At 65.3% G+C, this 16617-nt stretch carries 15 protein-coding genes and 1 pseudogene; 9 read left to right on the plus strand and 7 right to left on the minus strand.

Going from position 1 to position 16617, the window contains the following annotated elements; translation table 11 throughout:
- Positions 1 to 26 precede the first annotated feature (26 nt).
- Complete coding sequence (locus BJY26_RS03525; protein ID WP_179425725.1) at positions 27 to 1580, plus strand: MFS transporter; 1554 nt, start codon at positions 27 to 29, stop codon at positions 1578 to 1580.
- A gap of 11 nt (positions 1581 to 1591) precedes the next feature.
- On the opposite strand, the gene BJY26_RS03530 is transcribed toward BJY26_RS03525, so the two are convergent.
- Positions 1592 to 2746: a glycerol dehydrogenase gene (locus tag BJY26_RS03530; protein WP_179425727.1), complete on the minus strand. Its 1155-nt coding sequence runs from the start codon at positions 2744 to 2746 to the stop codon at positions 1592 to 1594.
- A 603-nt stretch (positions 2747 to 3349) separates the two neighbouring features.
- Positions 3350 to 4282: pseudogene (locus tag BJY26_RS03535) on the minus strand (integrase core domain-containing protein); the annotation flags it as partial.
- Positions 4283 to 4667: 385 nt separating this feature from the next.
- On the opposite strand from BJY26_RS03535, the gene BJY26_RS03540 reads away from it, so the two are divergent.
- The 4 genes from BJY26_RS03540 to BJY26_RS03555 all read left to right on the plus strand — a co-directional run bounded on the left by BJY26_RS03540 (position 4668) and on the right by BJY26_RS03555 (position 8834).
- Positions 4668 to 5447, plus strand: coding sequence for an acetoin reductase (locus tag BJY26_RS03540; protein ID WP_179425730.1), 780 nt, complete (start codon positions 4668 to 4670; stop codon positions 5445 to 5447).
- A 128-nt stretch (positions 5448 to 5575) separates the two neighbouring features.
- Positions 5576 to 6622 carry an NAD(P)-dependent alcohol dehydrogenase gene (locus tag BJY26_RS03545; RefSeq protein ID WP_179425732.1) on the plus strand — a complete coding sequence of 349 codons (1047 nt, stop codon included), beginning with the start codon at positions 5576 to 5578 and terminating at the stop codon, positions 6620 to 6622.
- A 56-nt stretch (positions 6623 to 6678) separates the two neighbouring features.
- The gene (locus BJY26_RS03550) at positions 6679 to 7272 is read left to right on the plus strand and encodes a hypothetical protein (protein WP_179425734.1); all 594 of its coding nucleotides are present in this window, start codon (positions 6679 to 6681) and stop codon (positions 7270 to 7272) included.
- Positions 7269 to 8834, plus strand: a complete 1566-nt coding sequence (locus BJY26_RS03555; RefSeq protein ID WP_179425736.1) for a GMC family oxidoreductase — start codon at positions 7269 to 7271, stop codon at positions 8832 to 8834. Before BJY26_RS03550 ends, BJY26_RS03555 begins: the two co-directional genes overlap by 4 nt.
- A 75-nt stretch (positions 8835 to 8909) precedes the next feature.
- On the opposite strand, the gene BJY26_RS03560 is transcribed toward BJY26_RS03555, so the two are convergent.
- From BJY26_RS03560 to BJY26_RS03570, 3 genes are all read right to left on the minus strand, one after another.
- Complete coding sequence (locus tag BJY26_RS03560) at positions 8910 to 9731, minus strand: IclR family transcriptional regulator (protein ID WP_179425738.1); 822 nt, start codon at positions 9729 to 9731, stop codon at positions 8910 to 8912.
- Positions 9732 to 9857: 126 nt separating this feature from the next.
- The gene (locus tag BJY26_RS03565) at positions 9858 to 10295 is read right to left on the minus strand and encodes a DUF3224 domain-containing protein (RefSeq protein ID WP_179425740.1); all 438 of its coding nucleotides are present in this window, start codon (positions 10293 to 10295) and stop codon (positions 9858 to 9860) included.
- Between the two features lie 81 nt (positions 10296 to 10376).
- Positions 10377 to 11051 (minus strand): DUF899 family protein, encoded by a 675-nt coding sequence (locus BJY26_RS03570; protein WP_179425742.1) that lies wholly within the window; start codon positions 11049 to 11051, stop codon positions 10377 to 10379.
- Between the two features lie 194 nt (positions 11052 to 11245).
- On the opposite strand from BJY26_RS03570, the gene BJY26_RS19500 reads away from it, so the two are divergent.
- Positions 11246 to 12055, plus strand: a complete 810-nt coding sequence (locus BJY26_RS19500; RefSeq protein ID WP_218852242.1) for an AraC family transcriptional regulator — start codon at positions 11246 to 11248, stop codon at positions 12053 to 12055.
- Positions 12056 to 12097: 42 nt separating this feature from the next.
- On the opposite strand, the gene BJY26_RS03580 is transcribed toward BJY26_RS19500, so the two are convergent.
- A complete protein-coding gene (locus BJY26_RS03580; protein ID WP_179425744.1) occupies positions 12098 to 12529 on the minus strand; it encodes a DUF6281 family protein in 432 nt (143 codons plus the stop codon).
- A 36-nt stretch (positions 12530 to 12565) separates the two neighbouring features.
- On the minus strand, positions 12566 to 12988 hold the full coding sequence (locus tag BJY26_RS03585) for a VOC family protein (RefSeq protein ID WP_179425746.1): 423 nt from the start codon (positions 12986 to 12988) through the stop codon (positions 12566 to 12568).
- Between the two features lie 51 nt (positions 12989 to 13039).
- Between BJY26_RS03585 and BJY26_RS03590 the strand changes: the two genes are divergently transcribed.
- The 3 genes from BJY26_RS03590 to BJY26_RS03600 are packed head-to-tail and all read left to right on the plus strand — an operon-like array spanning position 13040 to position 16329.
- Positions 13040 to 13750, plus strand: coding sequence for a TetR/AcrR family transcriptional regulator (locus tag BJY26_RS03590; RefSeq protein ID WP_179425748.1), 711 nt, complete (start codon positions 13040 to 13042; stop codon positions 13748 to 13750).
- Positions 13747 to 14715: an ABC transporter ATP-binding protein gene (locus BJY26_RS03595; RefSeq protein ID WP_179425750.1), complete on the plus strand. Its 969-nt coding sequence runs from the start codon at positions 13747 to 13749 to the stop codon at positions 14713 to 14715. The genes BJY26_RS03590 and BJY26_RS03595 overlap by 4 nt, the downstream gene beginning before the upstream one ends.
- A gap of 3 nt (positions 14716 to 14718) precedes the next feature.
- On the plus strand, positions 14719 to 16329 hold the full coding sequence (locus BJY26_RS03600) for an ABC transporter permease (protein WP_179425752.1): 1611 nt from the start codon (positions 14719 to 14721) through the stop codon (positions 16327 to 16329).
- Positions 16330 to 16617: the final 288 nt, after the last annotated feature.

Here is a 16617-nt window from a genome sequence, read left to right on the forward strand (position 1 = left end):
ATTTTCAACCGATCGACGGGGACCCGATGACCTCCCAAACCACGCAACTCCCACCGCGACCGACGACACACTTGGTCAGGCAAGGCTGGACCCTCACGCTGGTCTGCACGGCAACCTTCATGCTGCTGCTCGACGTCACTGTCGTCTCGGTAGCGCTGGAGCCCATCCGCGCCAGCTTCGGCGCGAGCTTGTCCGGGCTTCAGTGGGTGGTCGACGCTTATACGCTGCCGCTGGCCGGGCTCTTGCTGACCACGGCGACTCTCGGCGATCGGCTGGGGCGGCGGCGAATCTTCCTGACCGGGATGGCGTTGTTCACAGCCGGATCGCTCCTGTGCGCCATTGCGACGTCCAGCATCATGCTCGATCTCGTTCGCGCCGTTCAAGGCGCGGGCGGGGCCATGCTGCTGGGCACGGCGATCCCGATGATTGGCGCCGCCTTCACCGAGCCGAAGGCGCGCGCCGCCGCGATAGGCATCTTCGGCGCGACGCTTGCCGCGGCCACGGCAATCGGCCCATTGGTCGGCGGCATTCTCGTCGACGGCCTCGGGTGGCGGTGGATCTTCCTGATCAACGTGCCGATCGGAACCATTGCCCTGGTGCTCGGCGTCCGGCTGCTCTCCGAATCGCGCGCGAGCCGGCCCCGCCGAGCCGATTGGCCGGGAACAGCCGCCTTGACCGGGGCGCTTCTTGCCCTGCTGTTCGCACTGATTCGCGGGACGGCGCTGGGCTGGGGTTCGCCGCTGATCGTGACGCTGTTCGTGACGTCGGCCGTCCTACTTGCCGCGTTCATTGCGCGCGAAGTCACTGCGGCCGAACCGATGGTCGACCTGCATTTGTTCGCCCGCCCGAGCTTTGCGGCAGTCAGCCTGTCCGGTCTCATGATCGGCACCACCATTACCGCCGCCACGTCGTACCTGGGCATCTACATGATCAACACGATGGGCTATACGCCGCTCGAGACAGGCGTACGCGTGCTTCCCCTCACCATCGCCTCGTTCATTGCCTCGCCCATCACGGCGCGACTTGTCGACGTCGTCCCGCCGGCCGTCACTATCGGCGGCAGCATGGCGCTGGTGGCCATCGGCATGGCGTTGTGCGCCGGGCTGGACGGCGCGTCGACCTGGACGGCGCTCATGCCCGGATTCATTGTGGCCGGACTCGGAATCGGCGTCGGCAGCGCGTCGCTGTCGCAGGCAGCACTCGGCGCAGTTGAGACCGATCGGGCCGGAATGGCTACCGGAATCGTCAATACGATGCGCCAACTCGGCACGGCAGCCGGCGTCGCCATTCTCGGCGTCGTCTTTACGAACCGGGCGACGGCCGCCATGACGTCGGGATTGGCCGAGGCGGGCATGACGCCGGACGGCGTGTCGAAGCTGTCGGACGCCGTCGGATCGGGTCTCGGTGCCCGGGTCGCCCAGGCCGTGCCCGGCCCATTGCGCGAGGCCGTCACGCACGCCGCTACCGGCGCGACCGCAACCGCCATGAACCACGTGTTCTTGTACGGGGCGGTCGGCGCGGCCGCCACGGCAGTGATTGCGGCCGCCTTGATCCGGCGCGAACGCGCCGAAGCGCGCTGACCCGCCGGGCGTCAGTGCGGCGCCGTATAGGGAACCGGATCGGGCAAACCGATGCCGGAGCGATAACGGCGGGCAAGTCTCTCCGTCGACCGCATTGCCGACACCACGTCGTCCGCAGTCACGGCGAACGGCATGTTGTGAATGGTCTCGCCCGGGACGCTCGCGGCATCGGCCACGGCTTTCAACGTCGCGTCGTCGTCCGGGGACAACCCGATTTCCGTCAGGGTCGTCGGCAGTCCGACTCGCGCCGTGAACTCCACGAATTCCCGGATCTCGCTGCTTGGTGCTCCTTCAAGAACAAGCTGCGTCAGCGAGCCGATATTGACCTTTTGACCGTGATCCAGGCCGTGCGTCTGGGGCACGGCTGTGAGCCCGTTATGGATCGCGTGCGCCGCCGCAAGACCGCCGGACTCGAATCCCAGCACCGACAATACGGTGTTGGCTTCGATCACCTTCTCCAGGTGCGGCGTCACCTGGTGATCGCGGACGGCGTCCAGCGCCAGTAGCGCGTTTTCCCACAGGATGTCCCAGCTCAGCTTGGCGACAGCCGTTCCGAGCTCGGTCGGAGGGCCGCCGGCCATGGTGTCGGCGTTCGCCCGCGAGGTGGCGCGAGCTTCCAGCCAGGTGGCGAGCGCATCGCCGATCCCGGCTATCAGGAAGCGGACCGGCGCGTTGGCGACGAGTTGCGAGTCGACGATGACCAAATCGGGATTCCGGGGAAAGAATCGGTACTCCTCGAATTCACCGTCATCGGTGTACACCACGGCCAGCGCCGACGTCGGCGCGTCGGTCGATGCGACGGTCGGCGCGCTCACCCAGCGGATGCCGGCGAGAAATCCTGCCGACTTCGCGGTATCGATGGTGCTTCCGCCGCCGACTCCGATGATGACGTCGGCACCGGCCTGCTCAATGACCCCGACGACGCGGTTGATCTCGGAGGCGGACGGGACGCCGTTGAATCGCTCCCGGCGAGCCTGCAGCTCAGCGGCCGCCAAGGACGACTCGACCGATTCGCCGACAAAGCCCCACACATCGTCATCGGCAAGTACGAGCGGTGTGTTCCCGATCGCGTGAATGAATTCGCCCAACCGCGCCAGAGCTCCGGCCCCCTGCACATAACGCCCCGGGCTGATGAAGCTTCGCGTCTTTTGCTGACTTGTTGCCATGGTGATGCCTCCGGAAATCACGACAGAGGGCGCGACACCGCGCCGTGTCGCACACGGTAGCCGCGCCGGCCCGAGACTGCTATGCCCGTTCTCACCATGCGACAATCCGCCGCAGCGTAGTGGGTCCTTTCGCCGAGTGGTGGCGAATGGCTGCCATGGCGCCCTCGCGATCCCCGAGTGGCGGTGTCAGCTCGCCGAGTGGTGGCGAATGGCTGAAAATTTTGAATGTCTTGTCTCAGGACATCGGTGACAGTTTTGTATCAGGACATCGGTGACAGTTGATGTCTCAGGACATCGGTGACAGTCGGCGTGTCAGGGGTAGGGTCACGGTTTTTCGTTGTTCTTGTTGAGGAAGCCGCGGGGCTTGCCGTTGCCGACGTAATTCGTTCCTGGGTCGGGTCTGGGGTGGCTGATGATTTCGGTTCCGTGCCGGTCGAAGAACGTGATCGTGTTGAGGTCCCAGATCGCGTGGGCTTGTTGTCCGATGTATTGCTTGCCGAGCTGATAGCGGACGCCATCGATGTGGACTTGGCCTTTGCCGTAGACAGTGCGGGTGGCTTCACCGCTGCTGGTGTTTTCGCGTGGTCGTGGCCGTGGTGCGACGGCTTTGTCGGTCGCGTCCCAGGCTTGTTGCGGGGTGATCCGGCCCGGTAGGCCTTGATGGGAGCGTTCGGTGTTGTAGATGATGTCGAACTGATCGACGAGTTCTTGCAATTGTTCGATCGAGTCGGCCAGTGGCTGCTTGTCCAGCCATCGGAAAAGGGTCTGGTGGAAGCGTTCATTCTTCCCTTGCGTGGTCGGCTTGTACGGTTTGCCGGTAATCGCCTCGATACCTAGCCGGCTCACGTGCGTGATGAGTTGCCCGGTGATGCCCCGGCGGGCCGGGTTCAAGGCGAGCCCGTTATCGGTTAGGAGTCGTTGCGGGACCCCGTGCGCGGTGATGCCCTTTGTCACCACGGCGATAGCCGCGGCGGACGTTTCCCCGTCGGCGACATGTGTGGCGACTGCGAGTCGGGAGTGATCATCTTGCAGTTGGAAGATCACGCAGGTGCGTCCGCCGGTAAGGACGTACGCGGTCGCGTCGAGTTGCCAGCACGCGTTCGGTGCGGGGTAGACAAATCTGCGGTAGGCCGCGCGTGGCTTTTTCTTCGGTTCGGATCGTGCGATGTTCTTTTCCCGGAAGAGCCGGGCCAGGGACGCTACCGACGGGGGTTTCAGGCCCATCATTTTCATTTTCTCGAACACGCTGATCGGTCCGTGGTCCAGGCCCGAGCGTTCGAGCGCGCCACGCACGTCCACGGCTTGCTGTTTCGTCTGTTCGTCGAGTTGGGAAGGACTTGTCTTTGGCCGACGGGACTTCGGTTCCAGCACGGCCGCGGGGCCTTCCCGGCGTGCCCGAGCGCGTAGTTGGTAGAACGTTTTGCGTGAGATCTGGTGTTCAGTACAGAACGTCGTGACCGCACCGCGTGGGGCATCGCGAGGCCACTGAGAAATTGCAAGACGGACAGCAGGATCAACAGGCTCATTTTTCGTCACCCGTCAATCCGACCCGAGAAGTGTCACCACCAAACCCGCAGGGACTGTCACCGATGTCCTGATACACAACTGTCACCGGTGTCCTGCGACATAACAGCTGAAAATTTTGAAAATTTTCAGCCATTCGCCACCACTCGGCGCAGGGCGGGAACCATTCGCCACCACTCGGCACAGAGCGGGGGCCTTGCGCATCCGGCAATTCTCACGAAATGAGAACGCTCCTGGTTTTCCATCGCCCTTGGCGCCAATAGTCGAGTCACAAGCATCGGCGGTCGGAGGTCCGCACCGACGACGAATTCCCCGAAAAGCCGGAAAAGACGAATCGACGCCGAACAATCGACAAACCTCAACGACCAAAAAGTTCACCACACCAAGGGAGTTTCACATGTCCAACCGGGTAGCCCTCATCACCGGAGCAGGACGCGGCATCGGCCGAGGCATTGCCGAACGGCTCGCCGACGACGGCTTCGACATAGTCGTCGTCGACATCGACGCGTCCACCGACAACATCACCAGCGTCGTCGAGGCGGTCGAGGCCAAGGGCCGTCGTGCCGTGGGCGTGACGGGCGACGTCTCCAAGCCCGGCGACGTTGCCGCGTTCGTCGCCGAGGGAGCCGAAAAGCTCGGCGACCTCGACGTCGTCGTGGCCAATGCCGGAATCGCCCAGGTCGACCAGATTCTCGACGTCGAGCCGGACGCCTTGGACCGCATCCTCGACGTCAACCTCAAGGGCGTTTTCTACACCTACCAGGCCGCGGCCCGGCAGTTCATCAAACAGGGCACGCCGGGGAAGATCATTGGCGCCGCATCGATAGTCGCCTTCCGGCCATTCCCCGTGCTTGCCCCGTATTCCGCCACCAAATGGGCCGTGCGCGGTCTCACGCAAGCCGCGGCCATGGAGTTCGCCAAGCACAAGATCACCGTCAACGCGTATGCGCCGGGCGTCGTCGGCACCGACATGTGGGACCTGATCGACGACCGTTTGACCACCATCGAGGGCACTCCCAAGGGCAGCGCGCTCGCCAAGCAGGTCGACGGGATCCTTGCCGGGCGCGTCTCGGAGCCCGCCGACGTCGCCAAACTGGTGTCCTATCTGGCCGGGCCGGATTCCGACCACATGACCGGCCAGACAGTGCTCATCGACGGCGGCATCAACTTCTCGTAACCGGCCGGCGGACGGCCCGGGACCGGCTGCTTCTCATTTGTTGATAATCGCTCTAGCTATTCGGCAGCGCAGCGTCCACTCTGGTTACAGACGCTCGGTCCCGATCCCACGCGAAAAGGGAGTGTGACATGAAAGCAGTGCGGCTTCGCGGCTACGGCGAGGCTCCGACAATCGACGATGTGCCGGAGCCCAAGATCTCCGGGGCCTGGGACGTGATCGTGGACGTCGGCGCGGCGGGCGTGTGCCGCACCGACCTGCACGTGATCGAAGGCCAATGGGAACAGATCCAGCACCCGGATCTGCCGTACACCCTGGGACACGAAAACGCCGGCTGGGTGCGCGAAGTCGGCAGCGCCGTGACGAACGTGGTGCCCGGCGACGCCGTCATCATGCACCCGCTCACCAGTTGCGGCCTGTGTGCACCGTGCCGGATCGGCGAGGATTCGCACTGCGAGAATGCCACGTTCCCCGGGTTGAACGTGGACGGCGGGATGGCCGACCAGTTACTCACGAACGCCCGAGCGGTCGTGAAGCTGGACGACGGGCTGGCGCCGGCCGACGTGGCCGCCCTGGCCGACGCCGGGCTCACCGCTTTTCACGCTGTCCGCAAGGCGGTGCCCGAACTGTTCCCGGGCACCCACGCAGTGGTCATCGGCGCCGGCGGGCTCGGTCATATCGGCATCCAGACGCTGGCCGCCATGACGGCCGCGACGATCACCGTCATCGACCGCAGCGAAGAGGCCCTCGAACTGGCTACGACGCTCGGCGCGCATCACACCGTGCTATCCACCGATGATGAGTCGGTTGCCGCCAAAGTGCAGGACATCACCGGGGGCGGCGCACACGTCGTCTTCGATTTCGTCGGCGAACAGGGTGCCGAGCTGCTGGCTCCGCGGCTGTTGCGCAACCGCGGCTCGCACTACGTCATCGGCTACGGCGGCGCCGTGCACATCCCCACCATCGAGGTGATCTCGCGAGAAATCAACGTGATCGGCAACCTGGTGGGCACCTACACCGACCTTGTCGAACTCATGACGCTGACGGCGCAGGGCCGGGTGACGCTGCATACGCAAACCTACCCGCTCGATGCAGCGGGCGATGCGTTGAACGATCTCGACCACGGCCGCCTGGTCGGCCGCGGCATCCTCGTCCCCGCCGCGGCCCGGAGCCGATGAGCCGAGGCCCACGACATTCATGAATCCGAGACGACGAGCAAAGGAGCCCACAGATCATGGCATTTCCGGCGAAATATCCAGAGTTGAACGCCACCGAGATGACCGATGAGGCCAGGCAGATACTGCTGAGGGTCCTCAAGGTCGCATTTCCGCACCCGAACTTTCCGGACGGGCCGTATGAGCGGATGGCCGACACGATCATGGAGGAGGCGCAGAACTCCACGTGGTTCCGCGTGTCCCTGACACAGGGCCTGACCACGCTCGGCCACCTGGCCGGCGGCGATTTCCGGGAGTTGAACGACGACGACGCCACGAAGGTGCTGCATCGCATCGAAACAACCGAATTCTTCGGGTTCATCCGCCGGACGACGGTGTTGAACCTTTACGACAATCAGGACGCGTGGGACGTGCTCGGCTATGAAGGGCCGAGCTTCGACAAGGGCGGGTACGTGAATCGCGGGTTCAACGACCTCGATTGGCTTCCCGAGCCGCGTGTCGAGACCTATGACGGGCCCGAAGAGCTCGTCGAATTCACGGACGACGTCCCGCTGGCCGGCGGGCGCGCCCAGGTCGCCCATCCGCACGTCGACGTCCACACGTCGAGCCAGCCCGGCGCGACGTCGACCGAAGCCGGGGAGGTTCGCAAATGACTGCCATCGATCACGGCGAAGAATCCGTCGTCATCATCGGGTCCGGTGCCGGCGGCGGCACCCTTGCCTACGAACTGACCAAACGAGGTATCCCGGTGGTGGTCCTGGAAGCCGGGCCGTATCTGCGCCACGACGACTACGTGAACGACGAGTGGGCGGCGTTCAATCAAATGGCGTGGCTCGACCCGCGCACCACGTCCGGCTCGTGGCGGATCGCCGGCGATTTCCCGAACTTGCCCGCCTGGACGGTCAAGGCGGTCGGTGGAACGACGACGCACTGGTCGGGGGCGACTCCGCGGTTCAAGCGCCACGAGTTCGCCGATCGCAGTTCGTACGGCCGCATCGACGGCGCCAACCTGCTCGACTGGCCGATTTCGCTCGACGAAATGGAGCCGTATTACGATCTCGCCGAGATCGCGATGGGGTCGACGCACGTGCACGGCCGCAAGCCGTTGCCGGCCAACAACAACTACAAGGTGTTCGCGAACGGGGCCGAGCGGATCGGGTACAAGCATTATTCGACCGGTCCGTACGCCACCAATGCGGAGGAATACGACGGCCGTCCGGCGTCCATCCAGGACGGCTTCAACTTCCAAGGCGACAAGAACAAATCCAAGTGGTCGACCCTTGTCAGAGAGATTCCGCGCGCCGAGGAGACCGGGTTGCTGGACCTGCGCCCGGAAAGTCACGTCGTCCAGATCACGCACGATGCGTCCGGACGCGCGGACGCCGTCCTCTATCTTGACGCCGAAGGAAACCTGCAGCGGCAGGCGGCGGCGCTCGTGTCGGTGGCGGCCAACACCATCGAGACGCCGCGGCTGCTGCTCATGTCGGCCAGCCCAATGTTCCCGGACGGCTTGGCCAACTCGTCCGGCCAGGTCGGGCGCAATTACATGCGCCACCTGACCGGCTCGGTGTTTGCCCGGTTCAACGACCCCGTGAACATGTACCGGGGAGAGACCATGGCGGGCGTCATCGCCGACGAATCGGGGCACAACGCCGATCGCGGCTTCGCCGGTGGGTACTACTTTGAAACGATTTCCCTGGGCCCGGCGTTCCTTGCCAGCTTTGTCGAGCCCGGAGCTTGGGGCAGGGAGCTCACCGAGATTCTGGACGCCTACGCCAATACGGCGGGGCTGTGGATCGTCGGCGAGGATCTGCCGCAAGAGACCAACCGGATCACGTTGAACACCACGGTGACCGACAAGCACGGGCTGCCGGTGCCGAACGTGCACTACGACGACCATCTCAATGACGTGGCCATGCGAGCCCACGCCTACGGGCAGGCCGAGAAGCTGTACGACGCGGTCGGCGCGGTCGGATCGCACCGGACGCCGCCGTATCCGTCCACGCACAACCTCGGCACGTCGCGGATGAGCGCGAATCCCGAGGACGGCGTCGTCGACAAGTGGGGGCGTGCGCACGACGTTCCGAACCTCTTCGTCAGCGACGGGTCCGTGTTCACGACCTCGGCTGCCGCGAACCCGACGCTGACCATCGTGGCGCTTGCCATCCGCCAGGCCGAGTACATCGCCGACCAGCTGAAGACCGGCGGCATTTGATGCCAATGCTCTGACGCACGATTCCAACCGGCCGAACTCTCAGCCAAGCTCGGTGACGGTCACGGGCCCGGCGGATTAGCGCCGCATCGTGCCGGAACGGTAATAGGTGCTGACGTTGTTGGCGCTTTCACGCAGCGTGCGTTCGATAGACCGCTCACGGCTCCGCGACACATCGCCGCTCGGGGCGCTGACGGCGACGGCGCCGATGAGTGCCCCGGCGCCGTTGTGCACGCCGATCGCCGCGCAGGTCATGCCGGGCACGAATTCGGCGTGTTCCCAGGCGATGCCGCTGGTGGCGACCTGACGGAGATGGTCGTCCAGCTCGGCGCGTGAGGTGATGGTGAAGGGCGTCAACCGGGGAAGGCCGTGCACGTCGAGATATTGGTCCAGTTGTTCGCCGGCCATTCCGGCCAGCAGCGTCTTGCCGAATGCGGTGGCGTGTGCGGCTTCGTGAAACCCGAACCGGAGCGGCTGGATCCGGCGGTGGTCGGGACAATCGTCCACGTACGCGACGACGACGTCGGCGCCGCGGTACACCGCGAAATATCCGGCAGCCTCGGTCGCCTGGTGCAACCGCGCGACTTCGGCACGCACCGTGGCCGGCACCCCGACCTGGCGGTGCAGGGATACGCCGAGGCGGTCGAGCTTGTAGCCGAGTTCGAAGCGCTTCATGCCCTTCAAGTGAACCAAGTAGTCGCTGCGCACCAGCGTTGCCATCAGCCGGTACACGGTGGGCAGCGGATAACCGAGCGTATCCGAGACTTCCTTCGCCGTGGCGCCGCCGCGCTCGGCCACGAGTTCGAGGATGGCGAACGACTTCTCGAGGGTGACAACACCGGTCTCCCGGTCGGCGCCCGACTGCGCCACCTCGACGTCCGCCTGCCCACGTGCCTTCATACACCGATTCTGCCCCGTCCACACTGTTTGTCCACTGCGGGGTCATTTGTCCCCCACGGGGTTGAACCTTTAACCCCGCGGCCGACAAACCACCCCGCACGGTGGAATGGGACCGGGAATGGACTCCTACATGTCGTAGTCCAGGGCGATGTCGAATCCGTCATCGCTGTGGCCGCTCAAGTCGATGGAGGCCTTGCCGCGCAAGGAAGCAAGGTCGCCCGTGCCGAGCCCTTCGACGACCGTCAGTGTTTCGCGCACCCCGGCCGTGTCTTGTTCTCCTGCATGTTGCATCACAAACGACCCGGCGCGGCCGTCAAGGCTGCCCTCGAACCGTTCGAAGGCCACGACCGGCGCCGCGCCTTCCCGGTACGAGATCAAGTAGGCGACGCTGCTCGTGCCCTCCAACGCTCCCGAGTACGCATAGGTGACGTCGGCACGCGAAAACCCGCGCTTCGGATAGTACGTGCCGTTCATCTCGGCGCCTTCGCCGTCGATATCGGCGATGATCGTCTCGTCCCACGACTTGACGTGAAACTTCGCGGTTGCCTGATATGTCCTATTCATGGATTGAGAGTACGGGCACGGCGCCGAGCCGTCTTGAAGAAAAGCGACATGCGAACCGAGCGACGCCCGACGCCGCGGGACTTACCCGTAGGTCGGATACTGCGGCCAACCGGCGGGGCTGTCTTCCCAGTCCTGCTGGCGGCCGTAGACGGTGCGGTCCATGATGTGCGCGACCGGCAAAATCGCTTCGGTGCCGCGGGCCGTCGTCGCATACGTCAGGTATGGCTTGCCGTCTCTGAGCAGGTAATACGAGTAGCCGGGGAGCGGCCCTTCCCGGCCCGCATCGTCGGCCCGTGTCCATCCCCAATCGTAGTGATAGGTGGTATCGGCAGACGACACCCACAGGTGGTTCCAGCCTCGCTGTGCGCGCCATCGTTCGAGTTTCTCGATCGGCGCCTGCGACACCATGGCAAAGGCGATTCCCTCGCCCGCCAGGCGACCCATATTGGCCGGCAGGTTGTCGACGGCCCAGCTGCAGCTCGGGCAGCCCTCGTCCCAGTCGGGGCCGTACATGACGTTCTGCACGAGCAAAAGATATTTGTCGCCGAACATCTCCGTGAGCCGGACCGGGCCGCCCGGTCCGGTAAACGAATAGTCCTCCACGGCGACCATCGGCAGGCGCCGACGGCGGGCCGACACGCGATCGCCGTGCCGAGTGACCTCCTTTTCGGCCTCGATCTGCTCGGCGAGAGCCGCATCGAAGCCGGCGCGGTCGACGACGTCGGGCGCCGCATCGGGCTGATCCTGCTTGTTCATGTCTTCCCTTCTCTCGGTCGGCGTCCGAACGCACTGTCCGAATGCACAGTTCGACTGCACCGAGCGGGTGCGTCGCCGGTGTTCGATCGCCGACATCTTTACGGGGGTAGACGAGTGCACAGTGCCGGAGTCATCGGCCGGTGCGACAATTTTCCGCCCAGCCCACGGACACGGAAACGACCTAGAGTGGGGGCGTGAGAGACGAGCATCTCGGCCGGGACCACGCCATCGTGGGGCCGACCGCGGCTGCTCAACACATCAACGTCCGCCGGATGGTACCGTCGGCGCGCTGGGAACCGTTCGTGGAGTACTTCTGGCTCGTGCGCTGGTCCTGCGACCTTCCGCATGCGCAGCAGGTGATCCCCCAGCCGTGCATTCACGTCGCTGCGGAAATTTGGGACGGCGTGCCGCGCCTGCTGGTCAACGGCGTCACCCGCAAGCCTTTCACCCGGACGCTCCACGGCACCGGTCACACGCTGGGTGCGGCTTTCCGGCCGGCGAGTTTCCGTGCACTGCTTGGCGCGGACGTCGGGACGGTTTCCGGCCGCACGATTCCAATGGCGGAATTGACCGGGCGGGACGACGTGGCGGCAGCGTCCGCGATCCTGGACGCGGAAGTCACCGATGAGCGAATGGTCGACGTTTTTGAAGGCTACCTCGACCTGCATGACGCGGCGAAGGATCCGGTGGCCGAAAGGATCAATGCGCTGGTACGCGTCGCCGAGACGGACCGGTCACTGGTCAGGGCATCCCAGTTGGCCGAAATGGCAGGGGTCAGCCTCCGCACGCTCGAGCGGCAGTTCACCGCCTACCTCGGCATCGGCCCGAAGTGGGTGGTGCAACGGTTCCGGCTGTTGGACGCCGCAGCTGCCGCGCATACCGGTGCGGCAACCGATTGGGCGGCGCTGGCAGACGAGTTGGGCTTTAGCGACCAGGCACATTTGACGCGCGCGTTCACGGCAGTCGTCGGCACTCCGCCGGCCACCTATCAGCGCGAGGCCTGACGAGGCGAGCCGGCACGGCGCCGGGCCGACCAGGCCCTCCCGTCAGTGGTGGGATCTCAAGTATTTCCGGACGGCGTCCGGCAGCTTCTCGCCGTCGCCGGCTGGTTTGCTGCGCTTCAGCGAATAGAACCCCGCGTCGTCACGCGACTCGCCGGCGGCCACCGCGACGGACGGATCCAGCCCTTTGACGGCGAAAATCGTCTGCAGCGGTTCCGGCGGCTCGCTGCGCTTACCGCTGCCGCCCGTGTCATTGCACTGCGGGATGCGGCCGGTGCCGAGGCGCTCGCCGGTGGTGAAGTCCACGTTTGCAAGTCCCGTATACATCCGGTGTTCGAACTTCACCCGGTCCTCGCACGACCCGCCGCCCGATCCGGACGACGTGCAACCGGACGCGAGCAGCACTGCTGCGGCAATCGCGGCACAGACCGCGATACCCGTCGTCCCCTTGCGGGGCAGTGCCGCGGCAGCGCTCATTGCATTGTTATAGCACCATCATGCGGCGTGCAGCAGTCACCGCGCCTCCTGCGGGTACTTCTTTTGCACGGCTTCCCAGTCGCCGCCGGCAGCAATTGGGTCCATCCACATCACTTCCCAATGATGGCCGTCCGGATCGGAAAACGCCCGCGAGCGCATGAACCCGAGCTCCTGCGGTGTGCCTTCCACGGCACCTGCCGCGACGGCCTTGTCAACGATGGCATCAATCTCGTCGGGATTCTCCGTGCTGATGGCATTCATCCCGGCCGACGTCGCGTGTGCATCGGCGATCGGCTTGTCCGTGAACTGCGCGTAGTGCTCGTGGGTCAGCAGCATGATGTGAATGGTGTCGCTGACGGTGATCGCCGCCGCATTCTCGTCGGTGAACAATGGATTCCCGGTCCAGCCGAAGCTCGTATAGAACGCTTTCGACTTGTCGAGGTCGCGCAAATAGTTCATCGGTCGCGAATACCGTTGACAACGAGATTGAACACGCGTTCAATATTAAACATGCGTTCAACGATCCCGGACTCGTCGACAACGGCCGGCCGAATCCGCACAGCGGCAATCGAGAGATTCGGCAGGTCCGGCTTTTCGGTGAGTTTGCGCGCGATCGCGGCGGACGCCGGCGTGAGCGCAGGGCTGATCGTGCACCACTTCGGTTCACGCGAGGGGCTCGAGCAGGCGTGCGACGAACTGGTGGCCGCGACAATTCGCGAGTGCAAGATGGCGTTCGCGGTCACGTCCGACGCCGGCACGATCTTGTCGCAGATGATGGCCCTGGACGAATACGCGCCGCAAGTCGTTTACCTCTTGCGCCGGCTCCAGGCCGGCGGGCACCATGCCCGCGGATTCATGCGATCACTCATCGACGACTCGTACGATTACATCGAGGCCGGGGTGGCCGCCGGCACCATCCGTCCGAGCCGCGATCCATGGGCGCGCGCCAAGTATCTGACCCTGACGACTATGGGCGGGCTCGTGTTGCAACTGACCTTGCGCGGCGACCTCGACGACTCCGACCTCGACCAGCCGGGAGCCCTGCGCTCCCTTGCCGATTTCAGCACCGGTCCGGCGCTCGAACTCTACAGCGAACCCTTCTTCACCGACCGGAAGCTCTTCGACGCGTTCGTCGAACACGAAAACGAAACCCCCTGGGCGGGCGCCGACTCTCGCGCCCCCGGCGGCCCTCCGCCCGACTCCCCGCGAGGACAATCATGAATGACGCCATCAGCATCTCCCACCTCGATAAATCGTTCGGCACCGTCCAGGCGCTCGATTCGCTCGACCTGGCCGTCGCCGCCGGTGAGGTCGCCGGGTTTCTCGGGCCGAACGGCGCCGGCAAGTCCACCACCATCCGTGTGCTGCTCGGGCTCATGCGCGCGGACGCCGGCTCGGTGCGCCTTTTGGACGGCGACCCGTGGGCGGAGGCCACCCGGCTGCACAAACGCCTGGCGTACGTGCCCGGCGACGTCAACCTGTGGCCGAGCCTTTCCGGCGGCGAAGCCATCGACTTGTTTTCGCGCCTGCGCGGATCCGTGGATCCGCGCAGGCGCGCCGAACTCCTCGAACGGTTCGAGCTCGACCCCACCAAAAAGGGGCGGACGTACTCCAAGGGCAATCGGCAAAAGGTCGCACTCGTCGCCGCGCTGGCAGCCGACGTCGAGCTGTACATCCTGGACGAGCCGACGTCCGGACTCGATCCGCTGATGGAGCGCGTCTTCCAGGAGTGCATCCGCGAACTGCGCGCCGAAGGCCGGTCGATCTTGCTCTCCAGCCACATCCTCGCCGAGGTCGAAACTCTGTGCGACACCGTCACGATCATTCGAGGCGGCCGCACCGTGCAGTCCGGCACGCTGGACGATTTGCGGCATTTGACGCGCGCCACAGTCACTGCGGCGCTGGACGGCGACACTGCCGGTTTGGCGGACGTCGTGGGCGTCCACGATCTACGGGCCGACGACGGACACGTGACTTTCAGCGTCGACAACAGTCAGTTGACTCCGGTGCTCGAGGCGTTGGCGAAGCTCGGGCCGCGGAATCTGGTCTGCTCGCCGCCGTCGCTGGAAGAGCTGTTCATGCGGCAGTATTCGGCCGGCGGTGCCGGCGAGCGTCACTGTGCCGACGACGCACCCGCCCGCTCCGACTCCGGGCACCGTCCCAAACATTCCGCGAAGGCGTCCTGAATCATGCATGCACTGACGGCAACGGGAACACTCACCCGTTTCGCGCTGCGGCGGGATCGCCTGAGCACGACGATCTGGACGGTGGCGCTGGCGTTCATGGCCGTCTACCCGGCGATCGCCTTGCAGACGATCTACCCCACGGCAGCGGACCGGCAGGCGCGCGCCGCGTTGATGACGAACCCGGCAGCCATCGTCATGTCCGGGCCGGGGTACGGGTTGGACGATTACACCATCGGCGCCATCAATGCGAACGAGATGTTGCTCTGGCTCATGTTGGCGTCAGCGATCATGAATATCCTACTGATCACCAAACACACGCGCGCGGAAGAGGAAAGCGGGAGGGCCGAGCTGATTCGGGCCGGCGTCGTCGGCCGATATTCCGGCATGACCGCGGCTCTTCTGGCCGCCGTCGTCGCAAATCTGGCAGTGACAGTGCTCACCGCTCTCGGGCTGCTGGTCGCGGCGTTCGACTTCGGCGATTCACTGCTTTATGCGGCAGCGCTCGGCGTCACGGGGATGGTCTTTGCAGCGATTTCCGCGGTCGCGGCGCAGCTGGCCGAGCACGCCCGCGCGGGCACCGGTATCGCCATGGCCGTGCTCGGGGCCGCGGTGCTTGCCGACGGGATCGGCAATGTGCAAGAAACGCACGGCAATTGGCTGTCGTGGCTTTCGCCGCTGGCGTGGGCGCAGCAGACCCGCAGTTTCGTCGACGCCCGGTGGTGGCCGCTGCTCATCTCGGTGGCGGTGATCGCGGTCCTCGTGGCTGCCGGATATGCCCTGTCGGCCCGGCGAGACGTCGGCGCCGGCCTTCTTCCCGCACGGACGGGACGGGCGCACGGGTCGGCAATGCTCGGCAGTCCGCTCGGGCTGGCGCTTCGGCTTCAGCGCGGACTCTTCATTGCGTGGGCGGCGGCCTTGACGCTGACAGGTTTGGCCATGGGCTCCTTGGTCGGAGCGGCGCAGGACATGTTGAACAGCAATGAGGACATTTCGAAGAAGATGTCGGCGCTCGTGGCACCGAGCGCAACGAGCGCCGCGGACGGTTTCATTTCCGTCATCCTGCTGTTCATCGCCTTGCTGGCCGGCGTGTTCGCCGTTTCGTCGACGTTGCGCCTGCGGTCCGAGGAGACGAGTGGACGCGTGGAGCCGTTGCTGGCAACCGCGACGGGCCGATGGCGTTGGATGGGCCAAGGGCTGATTGTGTCGGTCGTCGGCGCGGCCGTGCTGCTCATGCTCGGCGCGCTCGGCCTGGCCGTCACGGTGTCGGCCGATCTCGACAGGGCCGGTGAATACGGCCGCGTCATGCAGGCGGCGAGCGCGTATCTCGTCCCCGAAGTGTTTCTGTGCGCGCTGGCCGCCGTACTGTTCGGCATCCGATCGGCGCTCGCCCCACTGGCGTGGATTGCCATCGTTTATGCCGGCGTGGTGGGAATGTTCGGCGGACTGATGAATTTGCCCGACTGGTCGCAAAAACTCTCCCCGTTCCATGCGGTGCCGCAGTTGCCGGCCTCGGATCCGGACTTCGGGCCGCTGATCGGGTTCGGGGGCGCGGCCGTCGTCCTGCTGGTGCTCGGATTGGTGTTCTTCCGGCGCCGGGACGCCGCGCTGAGCTGACCCACGCGGGCGCTGGCATCATCCCTCGCCGAGCCGGCTGCCGTGCGCCGGCGAGCGTGAACAGCGCCACCGTCCGCCGCCCACCCAGGCCGGGCGGGGGCCCGTCGCGCTGGGCGAACTTTTCTGGCGGCAGGTGGCGCTGCCTGCGGGCAGCGACTCTTTCCCACACTGGAGAGCCAAAGCAATACTCTGACCGGAACCAGCTTCACTGGTAAAGCAGCCCGCTTCTTTACCGTAACGGCGGTTGGCCCGGAAAACCGCGTATTTTTACCGTGAATACCCTCAAAG

The organism is Spelaeicoccus albus, from assembly GCF_013409065.1.
In the GTDB taxonomy this organism is placed as follows: domain Bacteria; phylum Actinomycetota; class Actinomycetes; order Actinomycetales; family Brevibacteriaceae; genus Spelaeicoccus; species Spelaeicoccus albus.

What these genes read in the sequence shown, in the direction of transcription:
- BJY26_RS03560 (WP_179425738.1), bottom strand. Translation starts at nt 9,731, where the DNA reads ATGAAGGCACGTGGGCAGGCGGACGTCGAGGTGGCGCAGTCGGGCGCC.
- BJY26_RS03530 (WP_179425727.1), bottom strand. Translation starts at nt 2,746, where the DNA reads ATGGCAACAAGTCAGCAAAAGACGCGAAGCTTCATCAGCCCGGGGCGT.
- BJY26_RS03540 (WP_179425730.1), top strand. Translation starts at nt 4,668, where the DNA reads ATGTCCAACCGGGTAGCCCTCATCACCGGAGCAGGACGCGGCATCGGC.
- BJY26_RS03590 (WP_179425748.1), top strand. Translation starts at nt 13,040, where the DNA reads ATGCGTTCAACGATCCCGGACTCGTCGACAACGGCCGGCCGAATCCGC.
- BJY26_RS03555 (WP_179425736.1), top strand. Translation starts at nt 7,269, where the DNA reads ATGACTGCCATCGATCACGGCGAAGAATCCGTCGTCATCATCGGGTCC.
- BJY26_RS03550 (WP_179425734.1), top strand. Translation starts at nt 6,679, where the DNA reads ATGGCATTTCCGGCGAAATATCCAGAGTTGAACGCCACCGAGATGACC.
- BJY26_RS03525 (WP_179425725.1), top strand. Translation starts at nt 27, where the DNA reads ATGACCTCCCAAACCACGCAACTCCCACCGCGACCGACGACACACTTG.
- BJY26_RS03585 (WP_179425746.1), bottom strand. Translation starts at nt 12,988, where the DNA reads ATGAACTATTTGCGCGACCTCGACAAGTCGAAAGCGTTCTATACGAGC.
- BJY26_RS03600 (WP_179425752.1), top strand. Translation starts at nt 14,719, where the DNA reads ATGCATGCACTGACGGCAACGGGAACACTCACCCGTTTCGCGCTGCGG.
- BJY26_RS03570 (WP_179425742.1), bottom strand. Translation starts at nt 11,051, where the DNA reads ATGAACAAGCAGGATCAGCCCGATGCGGCGCCCGACGTCGTCGACCGC.
- BJY26_RS03545 (WP_179425732.1), top strand. Translation starts at nt 5,576, where the DNA reads ATGAAAGCAGTGCGGCTTCGCGGCTACGGCGAGGCTCCGACAATCGAC.
- BJY26_RS03580 (WP_179425744.1), bottom strand. Translation starts at nt 12,529, where the DNA reads ATGAGCGCTGCCGCGGCACTGCCCCGCAAGGGGACGACGGGTATCGCG.
- BJY26_RS03565 (WP_179425740.1), bottom strand. Translation starts at nt 10,295, where the DNA reads ATGAATAGGACATATCAGGCAACCGCGAAGTTTCACGTCAAGTCGTGG.
- BJY26_RS03595 (WP_179425750.1), top strand. Translation starts at nt 13,747, where the DNA reads ATGAATGACGCCATCAGCATCTCCCACCTCGATAAATCGTTCGGCACC.